Annotated in this window: 24 protein-coding genes and 1 tRNA gene; 3 read left to right on the top strand and 22 right to left on the bottom strand. The window is 56.8% G+C overall.

All coding sequences use genetic code 11. The features are described from left to right. Positions 1–6: 6 nt before the first annotated feature. Positions 7–858, bottom strand: coding sequence for a tRNA (cytosine(32)/uridine(32)-2'-O)-methyltransferase TrmJ (gene trmJ / locus ACP2AU_RS08355; RefSeq protein ID WP_426375663.1), 852 nt, complete (start codon positions 856–858; stop codon positions 7–9). Between the two features lie 191 nt (positions 859–1,049). On the opposite strand from trmJ, the gene ACP2AU_RS08350 reads away from it, so the two are divergent. Continuing rightward, complete coding sequence (locus ACP2AU_RS08350) at positions 1,050–1,850, top strand: inositol monophosphatase family protein (protein ID WP_426375662.1); 801 nt, start codon at positions 1,050–1,052, stop codon at positions 1,848–1,850. A gap of 74 nt (positions 1,851–1,924) precedes the next feature. Here ACP2AU_RS08350 and secF read toward each other — a convergent pair whose 3' ends face one another. The 18 genes from secF to ACP2AU_RS08260 all read right to left on the bottom strand — a co-directional run bounded on the left by secF (position 1,925) and on the right by ACP2AU_RS08260 (position 19,806). Next, positions 1,925–2,875, bottom strand: coding sequence for a protein translocase subunit SecF (gene secF / locus ACP2AU_RS08345; protein ID WP_426375661.1), 951 nt, complete (start codon positions 2,873–2,875; stop codon positions 1,925–1,927). Beyond that, entirely contained in the window at positions 2,868–4,742 is a 1,875-nt protein-coding gene (secD, locus tag ACP2AU_RS08340; protein WP_426375660.1) for a protein translocase subunit SecD, read from the bottom strand. Before secD ends, secF begins: the two co-directional genes overlap by 8 nt. A gap of 92 nt (positions 4,743–4,834) precedes the next feature. After that, positions 4,835–5,197, bottom strand: a complete 363-nt coding sequence (gene yajC, locus ACP2AU_RS08335) for a preprotein translocase subunit YajC (RefSeq protein ID WP_426375659.1) — start codon at positions 5,195–5,197, stop codon at positions 4,835–4,837. 41 nt (positions 5,198–5,238) lie between these two features. Then, the gene (tgt, locus tag ACP2AU_RS08330) at positions 5,239–6,360 is read right to left on the bottom strand and encodes a tRNA guanosine(34) transglycosylase Tgt (RefSeq protein WP_426375758.1); all 1,122 of its coding nucleotides are present in this window, start codon (positions 6,358–6,360) and stop codon (positions 5,239–5,241) included. Positions 6,361–6,374: 14 nt separating this feature from the next. Beyond that, complete coding sequence (gene queA / locus ACP2AU_RS08325) at positions 6,375–7,475, bottom strand: tRNA preQ1(34) S-adenosylmethionine ribosyltransferase-isomerase QueA (RefSeq protein ID WP_426375658.1); 1,101 nt, start codon at positions 7,473–7,475, stop codon at positions 6,375–6,377. A gap of 40 nt (positions 7,476–7,515) precedes the next feature. Then, positions 7,516–7,602: transfer RNA gene (locus ACP2AU_RS08320), tRNA-Leu, on the bottom strand. 83 nt (positions 7,603–7,685) lie between these two features. Next, positions 7,686–8,918, bottom strand: coding sequence for a flagellar hook-associated protein FlgL (gene flgL / locus ACP2AU_RS08315; RefSeq protein ID WP_426375657.1), 1,233 nt, complete (start codon positions 8,916–8,918; stop codon positions 7,686–7,688). A 16-nt stretch (positions 8,919–8,934) separates the two neighbouring features. Next, positions 8,935–10,986, bottom strand: coding sequence for a flagellar hook-associated protein FlgK (gene flgK, locus ACP2AU_RS08310; RefSeq protein WP_426375656.1), 2,052 nt, complete (start codon positions 10,984–10,986; stop codon positions 8,935–8,937). A 6-nt stretch (positions 10,987–10,992) separates the two neighbouring features. Beyond that, positions 10,993–11,985 carry a flagellar assembly peptidoglycan hydrolase FlgJ gene (gene flgJ, locus ACP2AU_RS08305; RefSeq protein ID WP_426375655.1) on the bottom strand — a complete coding sequence of 331 codons (993 nt, stop codon included), beginning with the start codon at positions 11,983–11,985 and terminating at the stop codon, positions 10,993–10,995. An 8-nt stretch (positions 11,986–11,993) separates the two neighbouring features. Next, a complete protein-coding gene (locus ACP2AU_RS08300) occupies positions 11,994–13,088 on the bottom strand; it encodes a flagellar basal body P-ring protein FlgI (RefSeq protein WP_426375654.1) in 1,095 nt (364 codons plus the stop codon). Continuing rightward, a complete protein-coding gene (flgH, locus tag ACP2AU_RS08295) occupies positions 13,085–13,786 on the bottom strand; it encodes a flagellar basal body L-ring protein FlgH (protein ID WP_426375653.1) in 702 nt (233 codons plus the stop codon). Before flgH ends, ACP2AU_RS08300 begins: the two co-directional genes overlap by 4 nt. Before the next feature lie 3 nt (positions 13,787–13,789). After that, positions 13,790–14,578 (bottom strand): flagellar basal-body rod protein FlgG, encoded by a 789-nt coding sequence (gene flgG, locus ACP2AU_RS08290; RefSeq protein WP_426375652.1) that lies wholly within the window; start codon positions 14,576–14,578, stop codon positions 13,790–13,792. Positions 14,579–14,659: 81 nt separating this feature from the next. Beyond that, positions 14,660–15,412 (bottom strand): flagellar basal body rod protein FlgF, encoded by a 753-nt coding sequence (locus ACP2AU_RS08285; RefSeq protein ID WP_426375651.1) that lies wholly within the window; start codon positions 15,410–15,412, stop codon positions 14,660–14,662. Between the two features lie 76 nt (positions 15,413–15,488). Then, positions 15,489–17,402 (bottom strand): flagellar hook protein FlgE, encoded by a 1,914-nt coding sequence (locus ACP2AU_RS08280; RefSeq protein WP_426375650.1) that lies wholly within the window; start codon positions 17,400–17,402, stop codon positions 15,489–15,491. A gap of 28 nt (positions 17,403–17,430) precedes the next feature. After that, entirely contained in the window at positions 17,431–18,108 is a 678-nt protein-coding gene (locus ACP2AU_RS08275) for a flagellar hook assembly protein FlgD (protein WP_426375649.1), read from the bottom strand. An 18-nt stretch (positions 18,109–18,126) separates the two neighbouring features. After that, on the bottom strand, positions 18,127–18,576 hold the full coding sequence (gene flgC, locus ACP2AU_RS08270; protein WP_426375648.1) for a flagellar basal body rod protein FlgC: 450 nt from the start codon (positions 18,574–18,576) through the stop codon (positions 18,127–18,129). A 33-nt stretch (positions 18,577–18,609) separates the two neighbouring features. Beyond that, on the bottom strand, positions 18,610–19,008 hold the full coding sequence (flgB, locus tag ACP2AU_RS08265; protein WP_426375647.1) for a flagellar basal body rod protein FlgB: 399 nt from the start codon (positions 19,006–19,008) through the stop codon (positions 18,610–18,612). A gap of 216 nt (positions 19,009–19,224) precedes the next feature. Further along, positions 19,225–19,806: a nitroreductase family protein gene (locus tag ACP2AU_RS08260; protein ID WP_426375646.1), complete on the bottom strand. Its 582-nt coding sequence runs from the start codon at positions 19,804–19,806 to the stop codon at positions 19,225–19,227. A gap of 133 nt (positions 19,807–19,939) precedes the next feature. On the opposite strand from ACP2AU_RS08260, the gene ACP2AU_RS08255 reads away from it, so the two are divergent. Together ACP2AU_RS08255 and ACP2AU_RS08250 are read left to right on the top strand one after the other, a co-directional pair. Beyond that, positions 19,940–20,251 (top strand): Mpo1-like protein, encoded by a 312-nt coding sequence (locus ACP2AU_RS08255; protein WP_426375645.1) that lies wholly within the window; start codon positions 19,940–19,942, stop codon positions 20,249–20,251. Between the two features lie 2 nt (positions 20,252–20,253). Continuing rightward, a complete protein-coding gene (locus tag ACP2AU_RS08250) occupies positions 20,254–21,693 on the top strand; it encodes an adenylate/guanylate cyclase domain-containing protein (protein ID WP_426375644.1) in 1,440 nt (479 codons plus the stop codon). Between the two features lie 9 nt (positions 21,694–21,702). Here ACP2AU_RS08250 and queF read toward each other — a convergent pair whose 3' ends face one another. From queF to ACP2AU_RS08235, 3 genes are read right to left on the bottom strand one after another with little or no spacing between them, the layout of a single operon-like run. Continuing rightward, positions 21,703–22,521, bottom strand: a complete 819-nt coding sequence (gene queF / locus ACP2AU_RS08245; protein ID WP_426375643.1) for an NADPH-dependent 7-cyano-7-deazaguanine reductase QueF — start codon at positions 22,519–22,521, stop codon at positions 21,703–21,705. A gap of 18 nt (positions 22,522–22,539) precedes the next feature. After that, on the bottom strand, positions 22,540–23,313 hold the full coding sequence (locus tag ACP2AU_RS08240; protein WP_426375642.1) for an ABC transporter permease: 774 nt from the start codon (positions 23,311–23,313) through the stop codon (positions 22,540–22,542). Further along, positions 23,310–24,260 carry an ABC transporter ATP-binding protein gene (locus ACP2AU_RS08235; RefSeq protein WP_426375641.1) on the bottom strand — a complete coding sequence of 317 codons (951 nt, stop codon included), beginning with the start codon at positions 24,258–24,260 and terminating at the stop codon, positions 23,310–23,312. Before ACP2AU_RS08235 ends, ACP2AU_RS08240 begins: the two co-directional genes overlap by 4 nt. Positions 24,261–24,282: the final 22 nt, after the last annotated feature.

Here is a 24,282-nt window from a genome sequence, read left to right as displayed (position 1 = left end):
TTATTCTTACCCCTCATCCACGGCACCGGCCGCACTTGATGTTGACGCATCCCCTTTACCGGTTCCGGCGGCTTTTTGCACCGATGTCAGAATCCCGCGCAGGATATTGATTTCCATCTGGTCCATCTTCGCCCGCTGAAACAAACGACGAAGCCGGGTCATCAACTGGCGTGGATAATCCCGACGGTGAAACTCCACGTCTTGCAACATCTGCTCAAGATGCCCGAAAAATCCTTCGACATCCTGTACCGTTGCCGGTGGCACATCCCAGCCCCGATCACCCGGCGCGACCATGGCTTCAAGTTGGGGGCTACTTTCCCCCTCTTCAAGACCGCGCAGGTAGTGCATTCGCAGTTCATAACACACAACCTGAACAGCCATAGCAAGATTCAGAGAGCTGTAATCCGGATTCGAAGGAATATGGATATGATAGTGACAGCGTTGCAATTCATCATTGGAAAGCCCGTTGCTTTCGCGACCGAACACCAACGCTACAGGGCCGCGTTCACTGTTTTCCGCTGCCGTTGAGGCCGCCACCGGCGGCGAAATAACCGGCCACGGAACCTTCCGCCCGCGAGCACTGGTGCCCATCACCAGAACACAGTCAGCCAGCGCTTCATCGAGACTGGACACGACCCGTGCCGCATCGAGCACATCGGCCGCCGACGAAGCCCGGGCATAGGACGCTTCGTCCGGGAATGACGACGGGTTTACCAGCCAGAGATTTCCCAGACCCATGTTTTTCATAGCCCTGGCAACGGCCCCGATATTACCGGAGTGTGAGGTCTCCACCAGGACAATGCGAACCTGGTTGTTGTAAGTATCCGTGTTTTCCCGGGGCAGCGCGGGCTTATTCATGATTGTCTGGCCTGTTGCATCGATAAAAATGATTAAAGACCGTCATAATACCAGAATTACCGGCCACTCCGCTCTCCGGAAGAGCCGCAACCCCATGGTATCCGTGCTTTTGCTAAGCCAAAAAACGTACAAAACGGGCCAGTTTTTGCTATGATGCACGGCCTTCACACACCCGGATAATGAACACTCAGATGCAACCAGCAATTAAAATGGCCCTGCGCGTCGCGCGCCAGGGATCTGATTACCTGAAAGCCCATTTCGAGCGCCAGGAGCCCAACGGCAAGGATGAGTCCGAGCGCCACCGGCAACTGGAGCGGGTGGAGCGTTCTATATACGACAACTTCACCGAGCAACTGGAAAAAGCCTACAAAGACCACATGATCGCGCCACTGGGCGAATCAGATGCCGGCGACAGCGAAAAAAGCTGGCACATATTCCCGGTTCTCGGTCGCGACAATTTTTTACGGGGCATTCCGGAATTCGTACTGGCTCTGGCCCAGAAAAAGAACAACCGCACCGAAAACCTGCTGTTGATCAATCCGATTACCGGCGAAGAGTACTCTGCAAGCCGGGGCCATGGCGCTGCCCTGAACAGCCGCCGCGTGCGTACCTCTGATGTAAAGCTTACGGCCAAAGCGGCTATTGCCAGCAACCTTCTGGACCAGGCCCGACAGGGTGACGACCCGGTCATCTGGGGTGAAATGGCCACGGTTCTGGCCCGCGACACCGCAATGTTCCGCACCACTGGTTGCGTTACCCTTGATATTGCCCGGGTCTCTGCGGGCCTGCTGGATGCAGCTGTCATCTTCCGCCCGGAAGCAGCCGATTTTGACCTCGGGGTGACTCTGGCAATGGAGTCCGGCGCTCTTACCGGAGACTTTTCCGGAAACCCGGCCGTTGGCGCCGCCAAGCAACTGGTGGTCGCCAACCCGAAACTGTTCCGTGAATTACTCAAAACCCTGAACCCGTTCCGCGGCCGCCTGCCGCGCTGAACCTCGGTTCCGGCCACAAAAAAACCGCCAATCCTCCCGGATGGCGGTTTTTTTGTGGCCGGAAATGCCCGGACTTACATCCGGTTCAACCACTCCGGCGGCTGCTCTTCTTCTTCCTCACCAGCACCCTCTTTTGCAGGCACCATCAGATCTTCACGGGTAACGCCCATCACCATCAACATATTTGCCGACACGTAGATGGAAGAATAGGTACCCACAATCACGCCGACAATAAGCGCAAGCGCAAAGTTGTTAATGGCTTCACCGCCAAGGAAATATAGCGCAAGCAACACAACCAGGGTCGTACCCGAGGTGTTGATGGTACGGGTGATGGTCTCATGAATAGACTGGTTGATAATGTCCCAGGGCTCACCTACACGCATCTTGCGGAAGTTTTCCCTGATCCGGTCCGCCACGACGATTGTATCGTTCAGAGAGTAACCGATAACCGCCAGCAGAGCCGCCAGTACCGTCAGATCGAATGTCCACTGGAACAGCGCGAAGACACCCAGAACAATAATGACATCGTGGGCCAGCGGCACCACTGAAGCGATACCGAACTTGAACTGGAAGCGCATACCGACGTAAATCAGCACAACCGCCAGCGCGAGCAACAATCCCAGCCCGCTGTCTTCTTTCAGCTCTTCGCCAACCTGCGAACCGACAAATTCGGAGCTCACCAGTTCCAGATCAGCACCGTCTTCCGCCAGCACTCCAGCCACCTGCAATGCCAGCTCATCGTTGCCCGCTTCCGACATACGGATCAGGACGGTGGTATCCGCGCCAAAGTTCTGGACGGCAAACTGCTCGTAACCCGCGTCTGTAAGCGCACTACGGATGTCGTCCAACGCCGGTGCTTCAGCATACTCCAGCTCGACGGACGTGCCCCCCGTGAAGTCCATCCCCAGGTTCAGGCCCCGGGCACCCAGCAGTGCAATCGATGTGACCACCAGAATAATAGAAATTACAGAAGCAGCCTTCCGCAACCCCATAAAATCAAACGGTTGTTTTTCCATATCAGGCATTTTTAGGCTTCTCCCCGATTGATAATTTCTCGACCCTGCGACCGCCATACACCAGGTTCACGATACTGCGGCTCACCATCAAGCCCGAGAACATGGACGTAAGGATGCCGATACACAGGGTTACGGCGAAGCCTTTGACCGGGCCGGAGCCCATGGCAAACAGAATGACAGCAACCAGTAATGTGGTGATGTTAGCGTCGAAAATAGACACAAACGCTCGGCCATAACCGGAATTGATGGCAATCTGGGGCGACACCCCGGCCTTGAGTTCTTCTTTGATGCGCTCGAAGATCAGCACATTCGCATCAACGGCCATGCCCACTGTCAGCACGATACCGGCAATACCCGGCAACGTCAGGGTGGCGGAAAGAATCGACATACACGCCACCAGCAACATCAGGTTGAGGGTCAAAGAAATATTGGCCACCAACCCGAAACCGCGATAGAACGCCAGCATATACAGCAGCACAAGACCAAAGCCCAGCATGACCGACATCATGCCCGCATCGATGTTCTTCTGCCCCAGGCTGGGCCCGATGGTACGTTCCTGAACAAAGTACATCGGCGCCGCCAGCGCACCGGCCCGCAACAACAACGCCAGTTCCGACGCTTCCGGAATGGAATCCAGGCCGGTAATCCGGAAGCTGCTGCCGAGCGCGGACTGCACCGTGGCAAGACTGATAATGCCCTTTTCAACAACCCGGTTTTCGGTTTCAATGATTTCGCCATTCACTTCCCGGGTTTCGGTTTCAGTCCGATACTCGATAAACAGAACCGCCATGCGTCGACCAATATTGTTGCGTGTCGCGCGATTCATCAAATCACCACCAACGGAATCCATGGTGATGTTGACCTGAGGCTGCCCATTCTCATCAAACGCCTGCTGGGCGTTGGCAACATTGTTACCGGTGGCGATGACATCGCGCTGCAGGCGGGCGGTACGCTGCGGATTATCCCGGAACGTGAACTGCTCGGTTTCTGCAGACGGCGTATCCTGGCGTGCTTCCATCCGGAATTCCAGGTTCGCTGTAGCCCCCAGAACCCGTTTCGCCTGCGCGGTATCCTGAACCCCCGGAAGCTCGACAATAATCCGGTCTGCGCCCTGGCGTTGCACCAGCGGCTCAGCCACACCCAACTCATTCACCCGGTTGCGGATGGTGGTCAGGTTTTGCTCGAGCGCGTACTCCTGGATATTGCGAACTTCCGCTTCAGACAGGGTTAACGTCAGCAGAAACTCCTGCCCCTCGGTTGTCTCATCCAGCAGAAACTCGTTGTACTGATCGCGCACCAGTTCAAACGCATCCGTGCGGGTAGCCTCGTCACGGAAACTCAGAACAACGCGAGTCTCATCCTCAATATCACCACCACGATACCGAATCCGTTCTTCTCTCAAATCGCGTTTGATCTGCCCGGCAAGGGCTTCGAGACGCTGATTCAGAGCTGTTTCCATATCCACTTCCAACAGGAAGTGAACACCACCACGCAAATCCAGGCCCAGCTTCATGGGGCCAGCACCCAGGCTGCGGAGCCAGCCGGGCGTCGACGGCGCCATATTCAGCGCAACCAGATACTGGTTACCCAATGCCGACTGAACAGCAGGCCTGGCCCGAAGCTGATCGTCGGAACTGGTTAGACGGATAAGCGCGTCGCGCTCTTCCAGCAGGCTGGATTTTACTTCAATACCTTCCTGCTCCAGCTTGGCCAGAGCGCGATCCAATACCCTCTGGTCAACTTCAGTGCTGCCGCGGGCGCCGGTGATCTGGATGGCGTAGTCGTCGGGGAAAAAATTCGGTAAGGCGTAAATGAAACCGATCACCAATGCGAACACAATGATCAGGTTTTTCCAGAGAGGATACTTGTTCAGCATGAGAATCCTTCGAGCCGGCAGGTCCGCCGGTCTTGATATTTCAGCCAGTCAGAAAAGAAACAGGCGCATGATGAATGCGCCTGAAAACCAGCTCAGATGTCCTTCAGAGTGCCTTTCGGCAGTGCAGCAGCAACGGCGACTTTCTGAATTTTCATTTCAACGTTGTCAGCAACTTCCAGAACAATGAAATCGTCTGTCACTTTGGTGATCCGGCCAGCGACACCACCGGAAGTCACGACTTCGTCACCCTTGTTCAGACCAGACATCAGCGCCTTGTGCTCTTTTGCACGCTTGGACTGCGGGCGCCAGATCAGGAAGTAGAAAATCAGGATGAAACCGGCGAAAAAGATAATCTGACCCATCACGCTCATTCCCGGGGCACCGGCTTCCTGGGCTGAGGCCAGGGCAGGCATCAGAGACAGCAGGCCGGCGATGAGCAGTTTGATTGATTTCATTCAGGTTCTCCGTTTATTGACTGATTTAAAGCAAAATTTGTTCAGGAATCGCCCAGGGGCGGAACGGTTTCGCCCCGTAAGGCATAGAATTCGCTTACAAAGTCCGACAATGTACCTGCTTCAATGGCCCCACGCAATCCGCTCATCAGGTTCTGGTAGAAGCGGAGGTTATGGATGGTATTCAACTGGGAGCCAAGCATTTCTCCGCACTTATCAAGATGATGCAGGTAGCTTTTGGAAAAGTTCTTGCAGGTGTAGCAATCGCACCGCTCATCCAGTGGGCCGGTGTCGTGACGGTTCTTGGCATTGCGGATCTTGACGATCCCGGTCGACGTAAACAGATAGCCATTCCGGGCGTTCCGGGTCGGCATTACACAGTCAAACATATCGACGCCGCGACGAACCGCTTCGACAATGTCTTCCGGCCGGCCAACGCCCATCAGGTACCGGGGTTTATCTTCCGGCATTTTCGGTGGCAAGTGGTCCAGGATGCGGATCATGTCCTCTTTCGGCTCACCAACTGACAACCCGCCAATGGCGTAACCGTCAAAACCGATCTTTTCAAGGCCATCGAGAGACTGGTCCCGGAGTGATTCGTACATACCACCCTGGACAATACCGAACAACGCAGCCGGATTGCCCTCGTGTGCATTTTTACTGCGCTGGGCCCAGCGAAGCGAAAGTTCCATGGAGTCTTTGGCCTGCTTTTCGGTGGCCGGATAAGGCGTACATTCGTCGAAAATCATGACGATATCGGAGCCCAGATCGCGCTGAACCTGGATGGCGATTTCCGGCGAGAGCTCTACCTTGGAGCCATCCACCGGGGACCGGAAAGTAACGCTCTCTTCGGTGATCTTGCGCATCTCACCCAGGCTGAACACCTGAAAACCGCCAGAATCGGTCAGAATCGGGCCCTGCCACTGAGTGAAATCGTGCAAATCACCATGGGCCTTGACTACCTCGGTGCCCGGGCGAAGCATCAGATGAAAGGTGTTGCCCAGAATAATATGCGCGCCAATTTCCTCGATGTCTCTGGGCAACATACCTTTTACCGTGCCGTAGGTTCCTACCGGCATGAACGCCGGGGTCTCCACCACACCTCGGGGAAAAGTCAACCGCCCGCGACGGGCTTTGCCATCTTCTCCCAGTTTTTCAAAAGACATAAAACAGGATTCACTCACTGGGATTCTCCACGGGGTTGAATTTGACTTTGCACAGACGACTCCGCGCCCAGCATCATGCCCCGGCTTGGCTCCTGGGCTGAGAGAAACATGGCGTCGCCATAGCTGAAAAACCGGTACTGCTGCGCCACCGCTTCCCGGTAGGCAGCCATAATGTTGCTGTGGCCGGCAAAGGCGCTGACCAGCATGATCAGCGTCGATTCCGGTAAATGGAAGTTGGTGATCATGGCATCGACGGTCTGGAAGCGGTAACCGGGGTAAATGAAAATATCGGTTTCCCCCCGAAACGCCTGCAGCCGCCCTGCCCGGCTCGCAGATTCGAGTGAGCGCACGGACGTTGTACCGACCGCGACCACGCGACTCCCCCTGCGGCGCGCTTCGTTAACAGCCGTGACCGTCTCCTCGGGCACATGGGCGATTTCACTGTGCATGATGTGATCTTCGATCTTGTCGACCCGCACCGACTGGAACGTACCTGCACCTACATGAAGCGTAACGTAGGCGAATTCGACGCCTCTCTCTGCGAGGGTCGATAGCACAGTATCGTCAAAGTGCAGCCCTGCGGTCGGTGCAGCCACCGCCCCCGCCTCTTTGGCGTAGACTGTCTGGTAACGTTCGCGATCAGAGAGCTCGTCGTCTCTCTCCATATAGGGGGGCAATGGCATATGCCCGATGCGCTCAAGCACATCGAGGAACGCCTCATCGCTCTCAAAGACAAACCGGAACAAAGCGTCTTCACGCCCAACCATGCGCACGGCGGCTCCATCCTCAAGGATCAGGCGCTGCCCTTCTTTCGGAGACTTGGAGGCACGTGTATGGGCCAGGAACTCGCGTTCACCCAACAGCCGCTCGACGAGAATCTCGACCTTGCCGCCCGTCTCTTTCTGGGCAAACAGCCGGGCCGGAATCACACGGGTATTATTGAACACCAGAAGATCCCCGGGCTGAAGCAAATCAGCGAGGTCGGTAAAGTTCAGGTGACGGGTGTGGCCGGAAAGACCATCAAGACTGAGCAAGCGTGAGGCGCTGCGTTCTTTTAGCGGATAGCGAGCGATAAGCTCGTCCGGCAGATCAAAATGAAAATCGGAGACGTTCATGGGCCGGCTGTTCACGATGCCGCTGGTTGCGGCCTATAAGTGGTAGCGGCGGGCGGACTCGAACCGCCACGGGTTTTACCCCAACGGATTTTGAATCCGTCGTGTCTACCAATTTCACCACGCCGCCATCGGAGAGTGAGGGGGATTATACTGAGCCAGCGACTGAAAGCAACCGGCCAACGAGCAAAAATGTCACGTTGGCACAGTGAATTAGAGTCGATCAAACAGAGAAAGCTGAGAAACCTGGGCAAACGACTGCTGAGCGGCCTGTAACACAAAGCTCTGGAAGGTCAGGTTACTGATCGCTTCAGCGTAGTCCACGTCCTGCAACTGGGACCGTATCTCCTGGGTGTAGAGCCCGGAATCCTCCAGGAATGCAGTAGTCGACTCTACGGCATTCAGTCGCCCGCCCAGTTCCGTTTGTTTCAGAATGACTGATTCCTGTGCGTTGTCCAGGTTAGCCAGGGTTTCGGATATCAGCGCATCATACCCGGCACTGCTTTTCGGACTGGTCTTCGAAAGATTGTCCAGGCCGTCAATCAAACCTTCAATGGTTCCGAAAATCGACTGTTTATCATTTACTCCCAGCGTGAAGGTGTCACCATCCTGAGCATCGTTGATTGCCAGCTTGACGCCCGCCACCTCGATTTCATCGCCGACCACCGCACCAGCAGGCTCGACAGTCAGCGGATAAGTCGTGCCACCTCGTGTATAGGAGGCGGAGATTTCAAGATTTCCGGCGCCGTCGTCAGTTACCGTGAGGTCAAAATCATCCGGCACCCTCGGGCTGAATGCGTTAGTAAGGTCCTCCGGCCCAATCAGCTCCAGATCCGACACATAACCGTCAGTCGAGGTTGTTGATTTCAGGGAAACGGCTTGGGGCACATCCACAAAGATGCCTTTGCCGTTATCGCTGATCGGCACGGTTACACCATCATCAATCTCCAGTACCCGCTGCCCTTCATCGCCCTGGTAAATCCAGTTGCCTTCATCGTTTTTTGCAAATGCCGGTGTGCTGCCCTGAAATCCGCTAAAGATGTACTCACCAGAGGCATCCTGAGTGTTAGCCAGATTTGCCAACTGGCCCAAGCGTTCCTCCAGCTCGGCGGAAATGGATTGCCGGTCGTTGGCTGACAAAGAGCCGTTACCCGCCTGAACGGTCAGCTCCCGAACCCGCTGAATAATATCGACGGCACCTGCGAGCGTGCTCTCCTCCTGCTTCAGCCGGTTTTCGGCAAGACTGGCATTGCGGCCATAGGTCTCGATGCGCTGAAGCGATTGATCCAGCTTGAGAATCCGGGCCGCAGCCACCGGATCGTCCGAAGGCTTGTTAACCCGCTTTCCGGTCGAAATTTGCTGCTGGGTATCCACCAGGTTACTGTTGATACCCTGCAGGCGATTAATACCGCCCGAGAAAATCTGTTGGGATGAAATTCGTATCATGGGATATCACCTCGCCTTAGCGAAAACTCTGCAATAACGTATTGAACAGATCCTGAGCCACAGAAATCACCTGAGCAGAGGCGTTGTAGGCAGCCTGATACTGAATCAGCTTGCCAGCCTCTTCGTCCAGGTTCACGCCAGACACCGACTCCCGCTGATTGGTCGACTGCTCGAGCAGAGTCGCGCTGGCGTCTTTGTCGAGCTGGCTCTGGCGGGTCTGCACGCCAATATCCTCCACCAGTCCGGCATAGCCCTCGGTGAAACTCTGGGAGCCGCCATTCAGGGTATTCTTGGTGCCCAGGGCTGCCAGCAACTCAGCATTCCGGTTGTCGGAAACGCCGTTTTTGTTGAAATCAATGGTGAACTCGTCCCCCACCGCCGGCTCCCCGGTCATATCGAACTGGAACCCCTGGTAACGACTGCCATCGCTGGGGTCATCACTCAGAAAGACGTTGACCTTCTTGGGATCATAACTTCCCGTTTCTAAAACGTTCGCACCCGCCGGCGGTACCGGCGTGTTGTCTGTGATCTCATAATCGTAGGTTTCGGTCGTTGCGTCGTAATTGGTAAACCGAATATTGAGCGGCCCGTTGGTCAACTCTCCCCGGCTCTGGAACCCCGGCAACAAAGCGCCCGTATTGGGGTTCCGCACATTCAGCATCGTGCCCTGGCCAATCTCGGCCGTGCCGAGGTTGTCATCGCTGGCGCCGGCCCTGATCGGGCTCGCGAACGCGAGATCTTCTTCTCGGCGAATATTCAGATCCAGGCTCTCAGCAGCATTACGGCTTGGCTGGATCAGGTATTTATCTCCGGCATTGAAGCCGCCGCCTTCAATCCGGATGTTGAATCCGGGCATATTGATTTCGGATTCCACCGGGTCTGGCAACCTGCCCTGCCGGACCGTTTCACCTGAGCGGGCATCAATCAACTCGTAACTTCGTCCATCTTCGCCAAATTGCAGCTCCCAGGTACCGGCAGGCAATTGTGAGCTGTCGGTTATTTCAACCGCCAGGCGGCCCGTGGTGTTCAGGTTATTGTTGCCATTGGGCACAACCCGGCTGCGCTGGGCTTCCAGGCTGTTCACATCGGTAAAAAACTTGCTGCCCAGATCGCCTTCAAGGTCCATGCCGATTTCATGCTGATGGTTGGTCGATGAGGAAATGGCGATCGCTAACCGCCCGAGCTCATCAAATGCGGGCTGCAAGCCCATCTGGTCAAACGCCCGCAATCCCCCAAGCTTGCCACCCTGGATCTGTTCGTCTACCAGCAGCGTCCGGCCTCCGGTCTGCAAGGTGAATTGCAGGCGGGTCGAATCCTGAGCGCTGCTGCGGGTAGCAAACTGGGACGCCTCGGAACCGGTCACCAATGACAGACCGTTGGTCAACGACACATTGACCTGACTACCCTCAACTTCCGAGACCCGGATACTCACCAGACCAGACAGCTCTCGCAGCTTCTCATCACGCTGGTCAATCAATTCCAGGGGCATTTTGCCCTGAGCAAGCCCGGGCGATTCCGAGATTGCCAGATTGAGCTCCGCGATACTGTTCAACAGTGTGTTGGCATCCTTCGCCCCCTGCTGCATCTGGGTCTTGACCGACTCCCGTTGCTGGACAAATTCCTGGTTCAACCCCTGGAAACGATTGATCAGCTGCTGGGCTTCGCTTAACACCAGTTGCCGCTGCGGTAGCGAGGTGGGATCTTCGGCCGCATTCTGCATGGCCGAAAAGAAATTATTCAGGGCCTTATTCAGGCCCGTATCTTCGCCACCCAATAAGTTATCCAGCCGGGTCAGCTCCGCATTGAACGCATTCTGCTCGCCAAACAGGGTGCTGTCCTCACGCAATTGCTGATTCAGATACGCGTCTGCCAACCGCCGGATATTGGCAACCGAGACACCGCTGCCGATGGTGCCAGCTCCCGTGCGCTGCCCCGTCTGGGTTTCGAACTGCACTTCCTGCCGACTGTAACCCGGAGTATTGGCATTCGTGATGTTATTACCGGTGGTATTCAACGCCGTCTGGTGGCCAAGAATGCCGCTCAGGCCAATGCCGATCAATCCCGCCATGCCCTGTTACTCCTTTGTCTCATTGCTGCGCAGCGACAGCGTCATCAGGGAATCCCGGTTCATAATCCGGCGTATCTTGCTGCCGTATTCGGGGTCGGTGGCATAGCCAGCTTGCTGGAGCTTATCGGCAAACTGCGCCGGCTGATCGGCCGAATCCAGAACATCCCGGTACCGGGGATTGCTTTCCAGGAAATTCACGTAATCCCGGAAGCTGGCCTCATAATCCGGGTATGCCCTGAAGTCTGCGCGCTCCTTCATGGCCACCCCACCCCGGAATTCGGTCGTGGTAATGGACACCGCCTTCCCATTCCAGCGGCTATCCGCTTTGATGCCGAACAGGTTGAAGCTGAGCTGATCACCGTCACCTTTGATCATGTGACGGCCCCAACCGGTTTCAAGGGCGGCCTGAGCCACCATCAGCCGGGGATCGATGCCGGACTCCGCCGCAATGCGTTCAGCCACCGGCATCAGTTCGGAAACAAAATGCTCCGGAGACTCGAACTGCTCCGGCAACGAGCGGCCCTCTGCCTCGGGGCCACGCGCTGCGGGTTCGGAATCCGCCAGATCCGCAACTTCGCTCATGCGTGCCGGCAGTTCCCCAGAAATCGCGGGCAATGTCCGGTCGTAGTCGCCGATCGATGCTTTATGCTGAGAACCGGGCTGACCATCCGGCGCCATACCGGGTATTTGCTGGCTTAACTGCCGCACCAGCGCCTCGGCCAAACCTGTGCCGGTGCCCCCGGCCATACTCAGGCTGATCTGGCTGTCGAACATATCCCGGTACATTTCACTTTCATTGCTGTTCAGGTAGTTGCCCTCTGCAAATACTTCGCCCGCTTTACGCATGGACTTCAGCATTTCAGACAGAAACAGGCTCTCGAACTGCTTCGCCACCTGCTCCAGAGCAGCCTGTTTGTCTGAACGTGCCTGGGTTTTCAGAGCATTCAGGCCACTGAAGTCGGTATAAACCTGGGCTTGCTGAACACGCGGATCTTGCATGACGATACCTAAATCACTATCAACTCGGCGCGCAAAGCGCCGGCTTGTTTAAGCGCCTCAAGCACGGCCATGACATCGCCGGGCGCGGCGCCAACCTGATTCACGGCCTGAACAATTTCATTCAAGGTGGTGGCCGGGCCGAACTGGAACATCCGTGCCGGATCTTCGGTTACCGCAATCTGGGTGTTCTGCTCCACGGCGGTCTCGCCCTGGGCCAGCGGATTCGGTTGCACCACATCCGGGTTCTCCTGAATGGTGACCGTGAGATTGCCGTGAGTAATGGCGGCCGGGCTAACCTTCACGTTCTGACCAACCACAATGGTGCCAGTGCGGCTGTTGATCACCACCCGGGCCGCTTCCTGGCCGGGGTCCACTTCAATGTTTTCGAGAATCGACAGAAAGCTCACACGCTGGGACGGATCGCGCGGGGCACGCACCGAAACCGACGTCGCATCGTGCGCGTAGGCCATATCCGGGCCAAGCCGACCATTAATCGCCTCGACAACGCGGCGCGCTGTGGTGAAATCCGAACGCAGCAGATTGAAGGTAATGGTGTCACCCCGAGTAAACGGTGATTCCACCTCACGCTCTATGGTTGCCCCATTGGGAATACGGCCGACACTGGGTACGTTAACGGTAATCCTCGAGCCATCCTGCCCCTGGGCACCAAATCCACCCACCACCAGGCTGCCCTGGGCCATGGCATAAACCTGGCCATCCGCCCCTTTCAGAGGAGCCATCAGCAAGGTGCCGCCGCGAAGGCTGTCAGCGTTACCAATAGAAGACACGGTAATGTCCAGTTCCTGGCCGGCTTTAGCAAACGCGGGCAAGGTTGCGCTCACGGTCACGGCCGCCACGTTCGCAAGGTTGGGGTTCACCCCATCAGGCAGGGTAATGCCAAACTGGTTCATCATGTTGCGGAAGGTCTGGTTGGTGAACGGTGCCTTGTCGCCGGTCCCATCCAGGCCCACCACCAGGCCGTAGCCAATCAACTGATTGTTTCTTACACCCTTTACCTGGGCGAGATCTTTGAGCCGGTCCGCCATGGCCGGGGCCGCACAGAGAATCATCGCCACAACTACCGCACTCAGTTTACGAATCATAACGGCCACCACTCACTGTTGAAGAAGCGCGCCAGCCAACCCATCTGATTGGCCTGATCAAAATCGCCGGTGCCACCATAGGCGAACCGGGCATCAGCCACCCGGTTGGAGGCCACCGTATTGTCTGGCTGAATGTCCTGTGGGCGCACCAGGCCGGTCATCCGGATAAATTCATCGCCATTAGTCAGCGACAGCCACTTCTCTCCGCGAACCCTAAGTACGCCGTTAGGCAACACTTCCGTTACAGTCACCGTGATACTGCCCGCCAGGCTATTGCTTTGATCCGCTTCGGCCGAGCCTTCAAAGTCCCGTTCAAAATTCGCCGAGGCGTTCAGGCCAATGTTGTTCTTCCCGAACAAATTGGGCTCCGGAATGCTCAGCTCCTGATCCTTGGTAATCGACGTCTCGGCGTTTTTGCTGGCACGGGTGGATTCCTGCAGCTGAACCGTCAGCACATCCCCCACGTTCAGGGCCTTGGTGTCGCCGTAAAGGTTGTAGTTTCTGGACACCTGATAGATCGACCCGGAATCCGGATCGCGCTGCATCATTGCCTGGGCGCGAACCGGCGCGTAGGCCGGGTCGTCTGGTACCGCTCGCGGTCGGCTCATGGCGGTGCATCCCTGCAGCACAATCAGCACACCCACCAGTGCCAGAGTGGCCAGCCGTTTACTGTGTAACCTGCGTTGAATGCGTTTCATGACTTAACCGATATTGTTGGTGATGAACTGAAGCATCTGATCGGTGGTCGAGACCACCTTGGAGTTCATTTCATAGGCGCGCTGAGTGGTGATCATGTTCACCAACTCTTCGACCACTTCCACGTTGGAAGACTCAATGGAGCCCTGTTCAATGGTGCCCAGGCCCGCAAGCCCCGCTTCACCCTCGGCCGGGTCGCCGCTGGCATTGGTCTGCTTGAACAGGTTGTTACCAATGGCCTGCAGGCCCTGTGGGTTAATGAAATCCACCAGGGTGACCTGCCCAAGGTTCACGGGCGCGGCCTGGTCGTCGGTCACTGCGGTGACCGTGCCATCTTTACCAATACTGATGTTGGTAGCGTTCTCCGGCACGTTGATGTTCGGCTCCAGGGGGAAACCATCCGGGGTGACCACATCACCGTCGGAGTTCAGCTGGAACTGACCATCACGGGTGTAGGCAATCTGGCCATCCGGCATTTGGATCTGGAAAAAACCGCGACCATTGACCGCCAGATCCAGAGGCTGTTCGGTAATCTGAAGATTGCCCTGGCTGAACTGTTTGGCGGTGCCCACAATCCGGACCCCCGTTCCCAGCTGAAGGCCGGAAGGCAGCTGCGTGTTTTCCGTGCTCTGACCACCAGGCTGACGATTCACCTGGTAGAGCAAATCCTGGAACACGGCCCGGTCCCGCTTGAACCCAGTGGTATTCACGTTGGCCAGGTTGTTGGAAATGGTGGACATATTGGTGTCCTGTGCGCTCAACCCGGTTTTACTGACCCAAAGTGCTGGATGCATGGTTTTACTCCTTACCTACCGGTTATCAGTGCGGCGACTTTTTGCCGCTATCCGCCAGCCGGTGGCGTTTGATCATCGTTATCAGAGGTTCTGCAACAGTCGTGCCGTGGCCTCGGAATTTTCGTTGGCGGTCGACATTACCTTCACCTGCATTTCATACTGCCGAGACAGCTGCAGGTTAGAGATCATTTCTTCCACCGCATTCACGTTCGAGCTTTCCAGAAAGCCAGTCGCGACACGCATGGCGCCGTCTGGCGGCTCAGGGCCGTCCAGAGCCTGCTCGGGCTTTCTTCGGATAAAACCGTCGAGCCCTTTCTCGAGGGCATCAGCCGGCGGGTTGACGAGTTTCAGGCGGTCCACTTCAACCAACTGATCGGGCGGCCCACCCACAGGGACGATGGAAATCGTGCCGTCGGACCCAACCTGCAGGTTATCGAAAGGCGGCAGCGCCACCGGGCCACCATTGCCCAGCACCAACTCGCCACCGGGCAGCCGTACAAGGCCGTTAACATCGACTTGCAGGCTGCCGGTTCGGGTAAAGACTTCCTCCCCCTGAGTGTTCTGAACAGCAAGCCAGCCACCACCATCCACCGCCACATCCAGTTTGCGCCCGGTTTCCATCAGGGCGCCTGCGGAGAGGTCTGTGCCAGGCCTTTCGGTCATGGCATAGGCCCGGGTGGGATGATGCTCACCGAACACAGGCATACTGCGCGCCTGGGCAAAATCCTTTTTGAATCCGGTGGTGTTTACATTGGCCAGGTTGTTGGCATGGGCACGCTGGGCCAACATGTTCTGCTTGGCGCCAGACATTCCAATGTAGAGGGCTTTGTCCATGGGCAAACTCCTGCCGGAATTTTGACTGTTTCCAGTCTTCCTGCAGGAGTCATGCCATGTTTATTTCAAGGCGGGATTAGCGGAGGTTGATAATGGTCTGCGTAACCGCATCGGAGGTTTCGATGGTCTTGGCGTTAGCCTGATAATTGCGCTGGGCAATGATCAGGTTTACCAGCTCTGCAGAAAGATCGACATTGGATTCCTCCACCGAGCTGGCTTCAATCGAGCCCAGGGTTCCGGTGTCCGGCGCACCAATGACCGGCTGGCCGGATTCAAAGGTTTCCACCCAGGTGGTATCACCCACCGGAGACAGGCCATCGGTATTGCTGAATGCCCCCAGCGCCACCTGCCCCAGCGACTTCGACTGACCATTGGTGTAACGGGCAAAAATCACGCCTTCACCGGAGACATCCAGCCCGGACAGACGACCGGTGGTGTAGCCGTTCTGGCGCTGATCGTTGACACCAAACGCGGCGCCGTACTGGGTGGTATCGGCGAGGTTAAGCACAAAGGCAGAACTGGTTGCCGGCTCAGGAATCGGGCTGACCACGCTGTCCGGGTCGGCCGGGGGACCATCGGCGCCGTTGGGATCGCCGCTCGGATCTTTGGGGGTCCAGTCTGTGATGATAATTTCGCCGTTGGGATCGCCATTTACCGACTGCAGCTCACCGTCCTGATCGAACGTTGCGGTGTAGGGCGTCTGGTCGGTACCGCCCACCAGCTCACCATCAATCTGCAAATAGACCGACCACTGGCTCTGACCTACCCCGTTGCCCGGCGACGGCTCTTTGACATAGAACTGGGTCAGCTTGTGATCATTACCCAGGCTGTCATAGATCGTGGTTGACGTAGCGTGGTTATAGGTACGCTGGTCTATCGGATTGAACTCGTTCGTTACCGTAAAGGGCGTTGCATCAAAGGTATCCACGAAGTTGGTGGTACCGGCATCTGAGGTCGCCTGGCTGACATTGCGATCGGTGGTAACCAGCACCTCACCCTCAAACGTGGTCGGTGCCGGCAAAGCGCCGGCTGCCGCATCACCATAAGCAATATCGAGCTTATCGCCACCGCTGTGAATAACGCGCAAGCGCTCGGGCGTCAGCGGATCATCGTCGTGATCTACTACAGAAGCTGAAATGGCGTTGTCCGAAGTCGCGTTAATCGCCTTCGCCACATCATCAAGCGAGGACACATTACTCAGGTCCAACGGGATGGCTCCGGAGTTATTGACTTGTAGTTCCAACCGGAAATCACCCGCGGTGGAGACAAAATTGTCGTCCAGACCACCGTCCAGCACCGCCGACGTGGTCGCGGTGGCGGTAACACCGGGGGCCGCGTTGATGGCAGCAGCAGCGTCCCGAGCCGAAGCATTGGCATCAATAGCCGGCACAGAATAATCGGTACTGCCGTCTGAATAGCTGAAGCTAAAGCCCTCACCCCGAAGGCTGCCGATACCAATGGGCGCAAAATCGCGAATGCGCCGCTCCAGCACCGATTCCCGCGAGTCCAGATTCAGACTGGAGGTAAGATTGGTGGTGCGGCGCGGAGCCAGGTTGTCGGTCTGAATCTGCAGATCGCCTCGAATTCCCGAGAGGTTGCCATCGTCGTCAGCGGTGTAACCCTGCACCTTCATGTTCTGGTTATTGATGACAAACCCGTTCTTGTCGATGGTGAACTGGCCGGCCCGGGAGTAGCGGATTTCGCCGCCGTTATTCAGGATAAAGAAACCATCGCCACTGATGGCCATATCCAGACCATTGTCCGTGAAGCTGATGTTGCCCTGACCGAACGACTGGGCCACATCCTGCACCCGCACGCCGTCACCGATCGGATTGGAACCGGAACTGAGAAACCCACTGGCGTAGAGATCGCCAAACTGCACCCGGCTGCCCTTGAACCCTACGGTGCTGGCATTGGCAATGTTATTGCCCGTGACTTCCAGATCCACCGATGCTGCCCGAAGGCCACTCAAACCTGTATTAAATGCCATGACTCATACCTCCTGGTCTGACAGCGGATCAGTTAATTTGTTTGACTTCAGACAGCGGGATAGACCCCATGCCTGCCAGATTCAATGTGACGGAGCCATTCTGACCCAGCGACACACTATCCACATTCGCGCTGACCATGGTTGGCAGCTGCTCCATGCCAGACGGGTAAGACCCCTTGGCCACGATCGTGTAGGGGCCAGGCGGCAAAGCATTGCCGTTTCCGTCCTGGCCATCCCATTGGAACGAAACCACACCGGCCTGGCTGGCACCCATATCAATTTGCCGCACCAGCTCACCGCTCTCGTTCATCACCGACAGGTTCAGGCCACCCGTGGTGGCCGGCACCTGAATAGTCCCGGTGATTTCACCCTCAGCGCCGAGAATACCCACCTGAGACGGCGCCAGCACGGTCTTGCCCACCATGGCCGAGGCCTGCAGGGCCTGGCTGGAACGGAACTGCCCAACCACATCATCTACCCGGCCGGAAAGATTCTGCATTTCCTCAAGGGAACTGAACTGGGCCAGCTGGGCGATGAAGTCGCCGTTGTCCTGGGGCTCCAGTGGGTTCTGGTTTTTCAGCTGGGCCAGCATCAGCTCCATAAAAGCATCTTTGCCCAGCTCGTTGCTTTTCCCGGCCCCAGTGTCCTGCTGGGCCCGATACTGACTCAGCACATCAGAGGCGGCTGCGGAATTCACTGCACTCATGGCTTACTCCCCGTTCTCTTACTGCTGACCCAGCGTCAGAATTCGTTGCATCATAGATTTGGCGGTGTTCATCACATCCACATTCATCTGGAAACTGCGGGATGACGACATCATGTCCGCCATTTCCTCGACCACATTCACGTTGGGGTAATACACATACCCCTCTTCGTCGGCCGCTGGATGATTCGGCTCGTAACGCATTTGCAGCTCGGCATCGCTTTCAACTACGCCCTCAACCCGGACACCGGCACCCGGGCCCTCGTCGGCGTTCATTCCGAAGCCTTGCTGGTCCGGATTCAGCATCGACTGCTGGATGGCAGCAAACACCGGCTTTCGTGCGCGATAGGTCGTCTCCGTGCTGGAGCTGGCAGTTTCGGCGTTGGCAATATTGGATGCAGTGGTATTGAGACGCAGTGACTGCGCGGTCATACCGGAACCGGCGATATCAAAAATATTACCCAGGGACATGACAACCTCCTTCTATCGGGTAAGAGCTGCGGCTCATTCGCCTTTCAGCGCCTTGGTCAGGCCGGAAAACTTGCTGCTCAGAAACTGGAAGCTGGCCTGATAGTCCATGGCATTGCGCATAAACCGGCTCTGCTCGGCCTGGGCATCTACGGTATTGCCATCAATCGAGGGTTGGTGAGGAGTGCGATACAGCAGCTCACCATCGCTACCCGCGCTGGAGGTATCCATATGCCCACTCTGGGTTGTGGTCATACCGAGCCCGGTCATGGAATCCTGGGCTTTTTGCATCATCGCCCGGAAATCCAGATCACGGGCTTTGTATCCCGGGGTGTCGGCGTTGGCCAGATTATTAGCCAACACTTCGGCGCGCTTCACCCGCGCCTGCAATGCGTGCTCATGAATTCCCAGCGCACTGTCGAATGTAATTGCCATCACTGCCTCCAGATCTTTGCACCAGCCAGGCTGAACCTGTGGGATTGCCGGTTGTGCGTTCTGAAATGGATTAAGCAAGCGGGGTGCCAGAATTGAAAAAGCCCGCATTGACGCGGGCTTCAGGGTAGCTTGTACATTAAATAAGCGGCAAAAAAACGTTTCCGCTGGCGGGGGCGGCAATGACTTTCCCCAGCCCGGCTTGCCGCTACCGGCAGCTCAGGTTTCCCAGGTGGACAGCTGCCCGGGCGCCTCCCACCGCGCCACATAACTCCCGGTATCCGGCCTCGGCACCGGGGGTTTTTCACTGGCTATGGTGCCGGTGTACAGAAACCCGATGATCGACTCTCCGGGCTGAAGCCCCAGACCCTCGTGCACCGCAGGATGGTAGGCCACCGGCCCGGTCCGCCACATAGTGCCATAGCCGGCGTCGCTCAAAGCCAGTGACAGAAAACTCATGCCGGCCGCAGCCGACATAACCTGCTCCGCTTCGGGTACCTTCGGGTGATGGTTCGGCGAAGCGATACCGATGATCACCATGGGCGCCCGCTCAGGCGCTCTCCGCGCTTTGTCGCGCTCTTTGTCCGCAGCTTCAGGCGGGCAACAGGCAGCAAAAAGCTCGCCCAGAGCCGCCAATCCGCTGCCCTCTACTACCAGGTAACGCCAGGGCCTGAGCAATGCATGGTCCGGCGCACGCGCCGCGCACCGAAGAGCCTGATCAACAACAGACATCGGTGGTGCCGGCTCCTGCAAACGGGGTTCCGAGGCGCGGTCAAGAATAAAACGGGTTATCGAACTCATACACTCTCGCTGGTGATAGGCTGCATGAATGACAATGAATCGGGGCGGTTCTGCTGAATTGTGAGTTCAAGGCAATACTGTTAATCTTTAGTCGTAGTTCAAACCAACAATTATAAAGCATCGGCAGCATACCATGAGCGACCAGCGGGCATTTCGCAACTTTGCAGAATTCTACCCCTACTACCTCGAAGAGCACAGCGACGTTACCTGTCGCCGCCTCCATTTCGCCGGCAGCTTGCTGGTTCTTCTAGTCGCCCTCTGGGCGGTGTTCAGCGGTAAGCTCATCTGGCTATGGGCTTTGCCGGTAATTGGTTATGGTTTTGCGTGGGTCGGCCACTTCCGATATGAGAAAAACCGGCCTGCAACCTTCAAATATCCGGTCTACAGCCTGATGGGCGACTGGGTGATGTTTCGCGATATGCTGATCGGAAGGATCCGGTTCTGACAATGACCAGCGCAACCACCGAATTACGCACCATGGCCGGCACCAGCGGCAAACTGGCGCAAGGTGACCTGTACGACCACACGGTGGCAATTCCGCCCATGCCTGATTATAACGGGCGGGTACTGGCCTACACGGCAACGGCCTCTATTGTGGTGGCCGGCGTTCTGCAGGGCTTTTTCCCTCAATACCTGCTCTGGATGGTGGCAGCCGCATTAACCTGGCCCCACCTCGCGCACGCGCTGACACGGCGCACGTTTCTGCGTAATTCGCCCCGCATTCGGCAAAAAATGCTGTTTTTTGACTGCATAATCGGCGGTGGCTTTGTCGGGCTCATCGGTCTGGTGGCCATCCCGTCAGTATCGGTCGCCCTTATGCTGATGTTCAGCTGTCTTATTGTTGGCGGTGTCCGCCAATGGCTGCTGGGCACCGTCCTGATGTCAGCCGCCATCGCCGCCGCCGTTGCAACCATGGGCACCGCAACCAGCTTTGAAGCCCCGCTGCTTACCAGCATTGTCGCCATCCTGGGCACCGGCACTTATATCTGCGTTACCGCCTATTACTCCCATCAACAGGCCCGGGCACTCTTGCTGGCCAAAACCCAGATCCAGAATCAGCGAGAGCAATCTATCGCCCTGTCCCACAAGCTCTCCAAATACCTGTCACCCCAGGTATGGCAGTCCATCTTTACGGGCGAGCGCGATGTCCGGCTAGAGACCCAGCGCAAGAAACTCGCCGTGTTCTTTTCCGACATCAAAGGCTTTACCGAGTTGTCTGAAGAAATGGAGCCGGAAGCTCTGACGGAGCTCCTGAATCACTACTTCAACGGTATGTCTGAAGTCGCCCTCAAATACGGCGGCACCATCGATAAATTCGTTGGCGACTCCATCATGGTGTTCTTTGGCGACCCCACCAGCCGCGGGCAACGGGAGGACGCTTTTGCCTGTGTCTCCATGGCTATCGAGATGCGGAAACACATGAAGATCATGCGTCAGAAATGGCGCAGCCAGGGTATCAAAACGCCTCTGGAAATACGCATGGGCATCAGCACCGGATACACAACCGTCGGCAATTTCGGAGCCGAAAACCGGATGGATTACACCATCATCGGCAAAGAAGTAAACCTGGCCAGCCGGCTGGAATCCCTGGCGGAACCCGGAGAAATTCTGGTTTCCTACGAGACCTTTTCGCTGATCAAAGATCGCATCATGTGCCGGGACAAAGGCGAGATCACGGTAAAAGGCTTTGGCAAGCCGGTGCCAATTTACGAGGTGGTGGATTTCCGGCGCGACATGGGGCCAAACCGGAGCTTCCTGGAGCATGAGCACAGCGGTTTTGCCATGTACCTGGACTCCGACAAGATCACCGAAAAAGAGCGCAAAGCCATACTCAGCGCCCTGGAAGACGCAGCCGACCGGCTGCGCCAGGAAGACGATACCGGCTGAGCTGGCCGGCTACTGCCTGACCAGCCTCGGCCCGGGGCCGTCATCAGCGCTGGTGCTGCGCCAGGGATTGATGTCCAACCCGCCGCGCCGGGTGTAACGCGCGCACACCATCAGCGACTCCGGCCGGCACCGGGCCATCAAATCTGTAAACAGAGTTTCAACGCAGTGCTCGTGAAAATCCTGCTTCTGACGAAAGCTCACGATGTAGCGCAACAATCCCGCCCGATCAATCTTCTGGCCGGTATAACGAATAAGCACCGTTGCCCAGTCCGGCTGGCCGGTCACCGGGCAGTTGCTTTTCAGAAGGTGGGAGCATAACCCCTCGCTAACTAGCGGCCCGTCTGCTCCGAGCGATTCCGGCGAGTACTCGTAAACCACCTGTTCTACTGGCTCGTCGTCAATCAATTCGTAGCCTTCCGGGCGCCCGATCGCCGGTGCAGACGCGTCTACACTCAACAGCGTCACATCGACCGCGGCACCGCAGGCGCTGGAGAGGTCCCCGGTTATCGTGTCAGACACCTGCTCTGCCGACGAAAATACCGCCTGGTTCAGGGAGTTCAGGTACAGCTTCAGAGACTTGCTTTCGATAATGGCCGGCGAGGCGGCCGGGAAACGGATTTCTGCCCAGGCAACCACGGGCACCCCGCCCGGCTTCAGCCAGGAGATTTCCCAGGCTTGCCACATATCCTCACCAAACCAGGGCCAGCGGCCGTCTTCCAGGCCAATCCTGCGGCGATTTTCTTCCCGGGCCACCGGAAAAAGCAGCCCAGGGTTGTACTGGTCCGGGTATTCGCTGGATTTGCCCAGCGGTGCATTATCAAGAGCCATAACAATTCCGCAAATGAATCAGTGTCGAATGCCCTTGCCGCGAGCAAGCAGGCGCAAAGCAACCGCAGACAGCAGGACGATGAAAATCAGGATCATACCAAGAGACACGAACGGATTAACGTCCGAAACACCCAGTATGCCGAAGCGGAAGCCATTAACCATATACAGAATCGGATTGATCATCGAAACGCCCTGCCAGAACGACGGCAGCAAATCGATGCTGTAAAACACGCCGCCCAGATAGGTCAGTGGCGTCAGCACAAACGTCGGGACAATAGAAATGTCGTCAAACTTGGTGGCCAGCATCGCATTGATGAAGCCACCGACAGAAAACAGGGCCGAGGTGAGAATTACGGTCACCACCACCATGGGCAGGTTGTGAATGCTCAAACGGGTAAACGCCAGGGACAGTAACGTCACGATCAGCCCGATACTCAAACCGCGAGCCATACCACCGGCCACGTAGCCCCCCAGAATCGTCCAGTTCGGCACGGGCGACACCAACAGTTCCTCAATGCTCCGCTGGAACTTCATCGAGAAAAACGACGACACCACGTTCGAGTAGGAGTTGGTGATCACCGCCATCATGATCAACCCGGGCACGATGAACTGCATATAATCGTAACCGCCCATTTCACCGATGCGCGAACCAATCAGGTTGCCGAAAATGATGAAATAGAGCGTCATGGTGACAGCCGGCGGCAGCAAGGTCTGCGGCCAGATTCGGGTAAAACGGCGTACCTCCCGGGTGACAATGGTGGCAAACGCTGTCCACAGAGCTTGCGGTGTCATGCTGTCACCTCTTTGCTTTGTTTGGTTTCCCGGGCGTTATCCTCAACCATACGAACGAACAGCTCTTCGAGCCGGTTGGCTTTGGTGCGCATACTCAGTACCCGAATGTTACGATTGTCCAGCTCCTTGAACAGGGCGTTCAGGCCCTGCCCCTTGGCAACATCTACTTCAAGAGCGCCATCATCATCCAGGCTGGTGTTGAACCCGGCCAGCTCCGGTGCGCTTTCCAGCGATTGCTCGGTATCGAGCACGAAAGTCTCCACACTCAACTGCTGCAGCAAATCACGCTTGCTCGTGTGCCGGATAATTTCGCCGTGATCGATAATGGCAATGTTACGGCACAAGGCTTCAGCCTCTTCCAGGTAGTGGGTTGTCAGAATAATCGTGGTGCCCTGGCGGTTCATTTCCTCCAGGAACTGCCACATAGAACGGCGCAACTCGATATCCACACCGGCGGTCGGCTCGTCAAGAATCAACAACTTGGGCTCATGCACCAGGGCACGGGCAATCATCAGCCGGCGTTTCATGCCGCCCGACAGCATCCGGGCCGGAGTGTCACGCTTGTCCCACAAGCCCAGTTGTTTCAGGTATTTTTCCGCCGAAACCCGCGCGACTTTCAGGGGAATCCCGTAATACCCGGCCTGGGTAGTTACAATGTCGGCCACTTTCTCAAACTGATTAAAATTGAACTCCTGCGGCACCACACCCAGAGAAAGCTTGGCGCCGGACAGATCCGTGTCGATGTCGTGCCCAAACACCCTCACCTGGCCGCCGGACTTGTTCACCAGCGACGAGACAACGCCCAAGGTGGTAGATTTGCCGGCACCGTTAGGGCCGAGCAACGCGAAGAAATCGCCCTCGCGCACATAAAGATCAATGCCCTTCAATGCCTGAAAGCCATCGCTGTAATTCTTGGTCAGCCCCTCAATTTCCAGTGCGTAGGTCATACACCCCACCGTTGAATAGAAA

Origin of the sequence: Marinobacter sp. VGCF2001, assembly GCF_049943275.1 — a bacterium.
Lineage (GTDB): Bacteria > Pseudomonadota > Gammaproteobacteria > Pseudomonadales > Oleiphilaceae > Marinobacter.
This window is presented reverse-complemented; position numbering and strand designations above follow the sequence as displayed.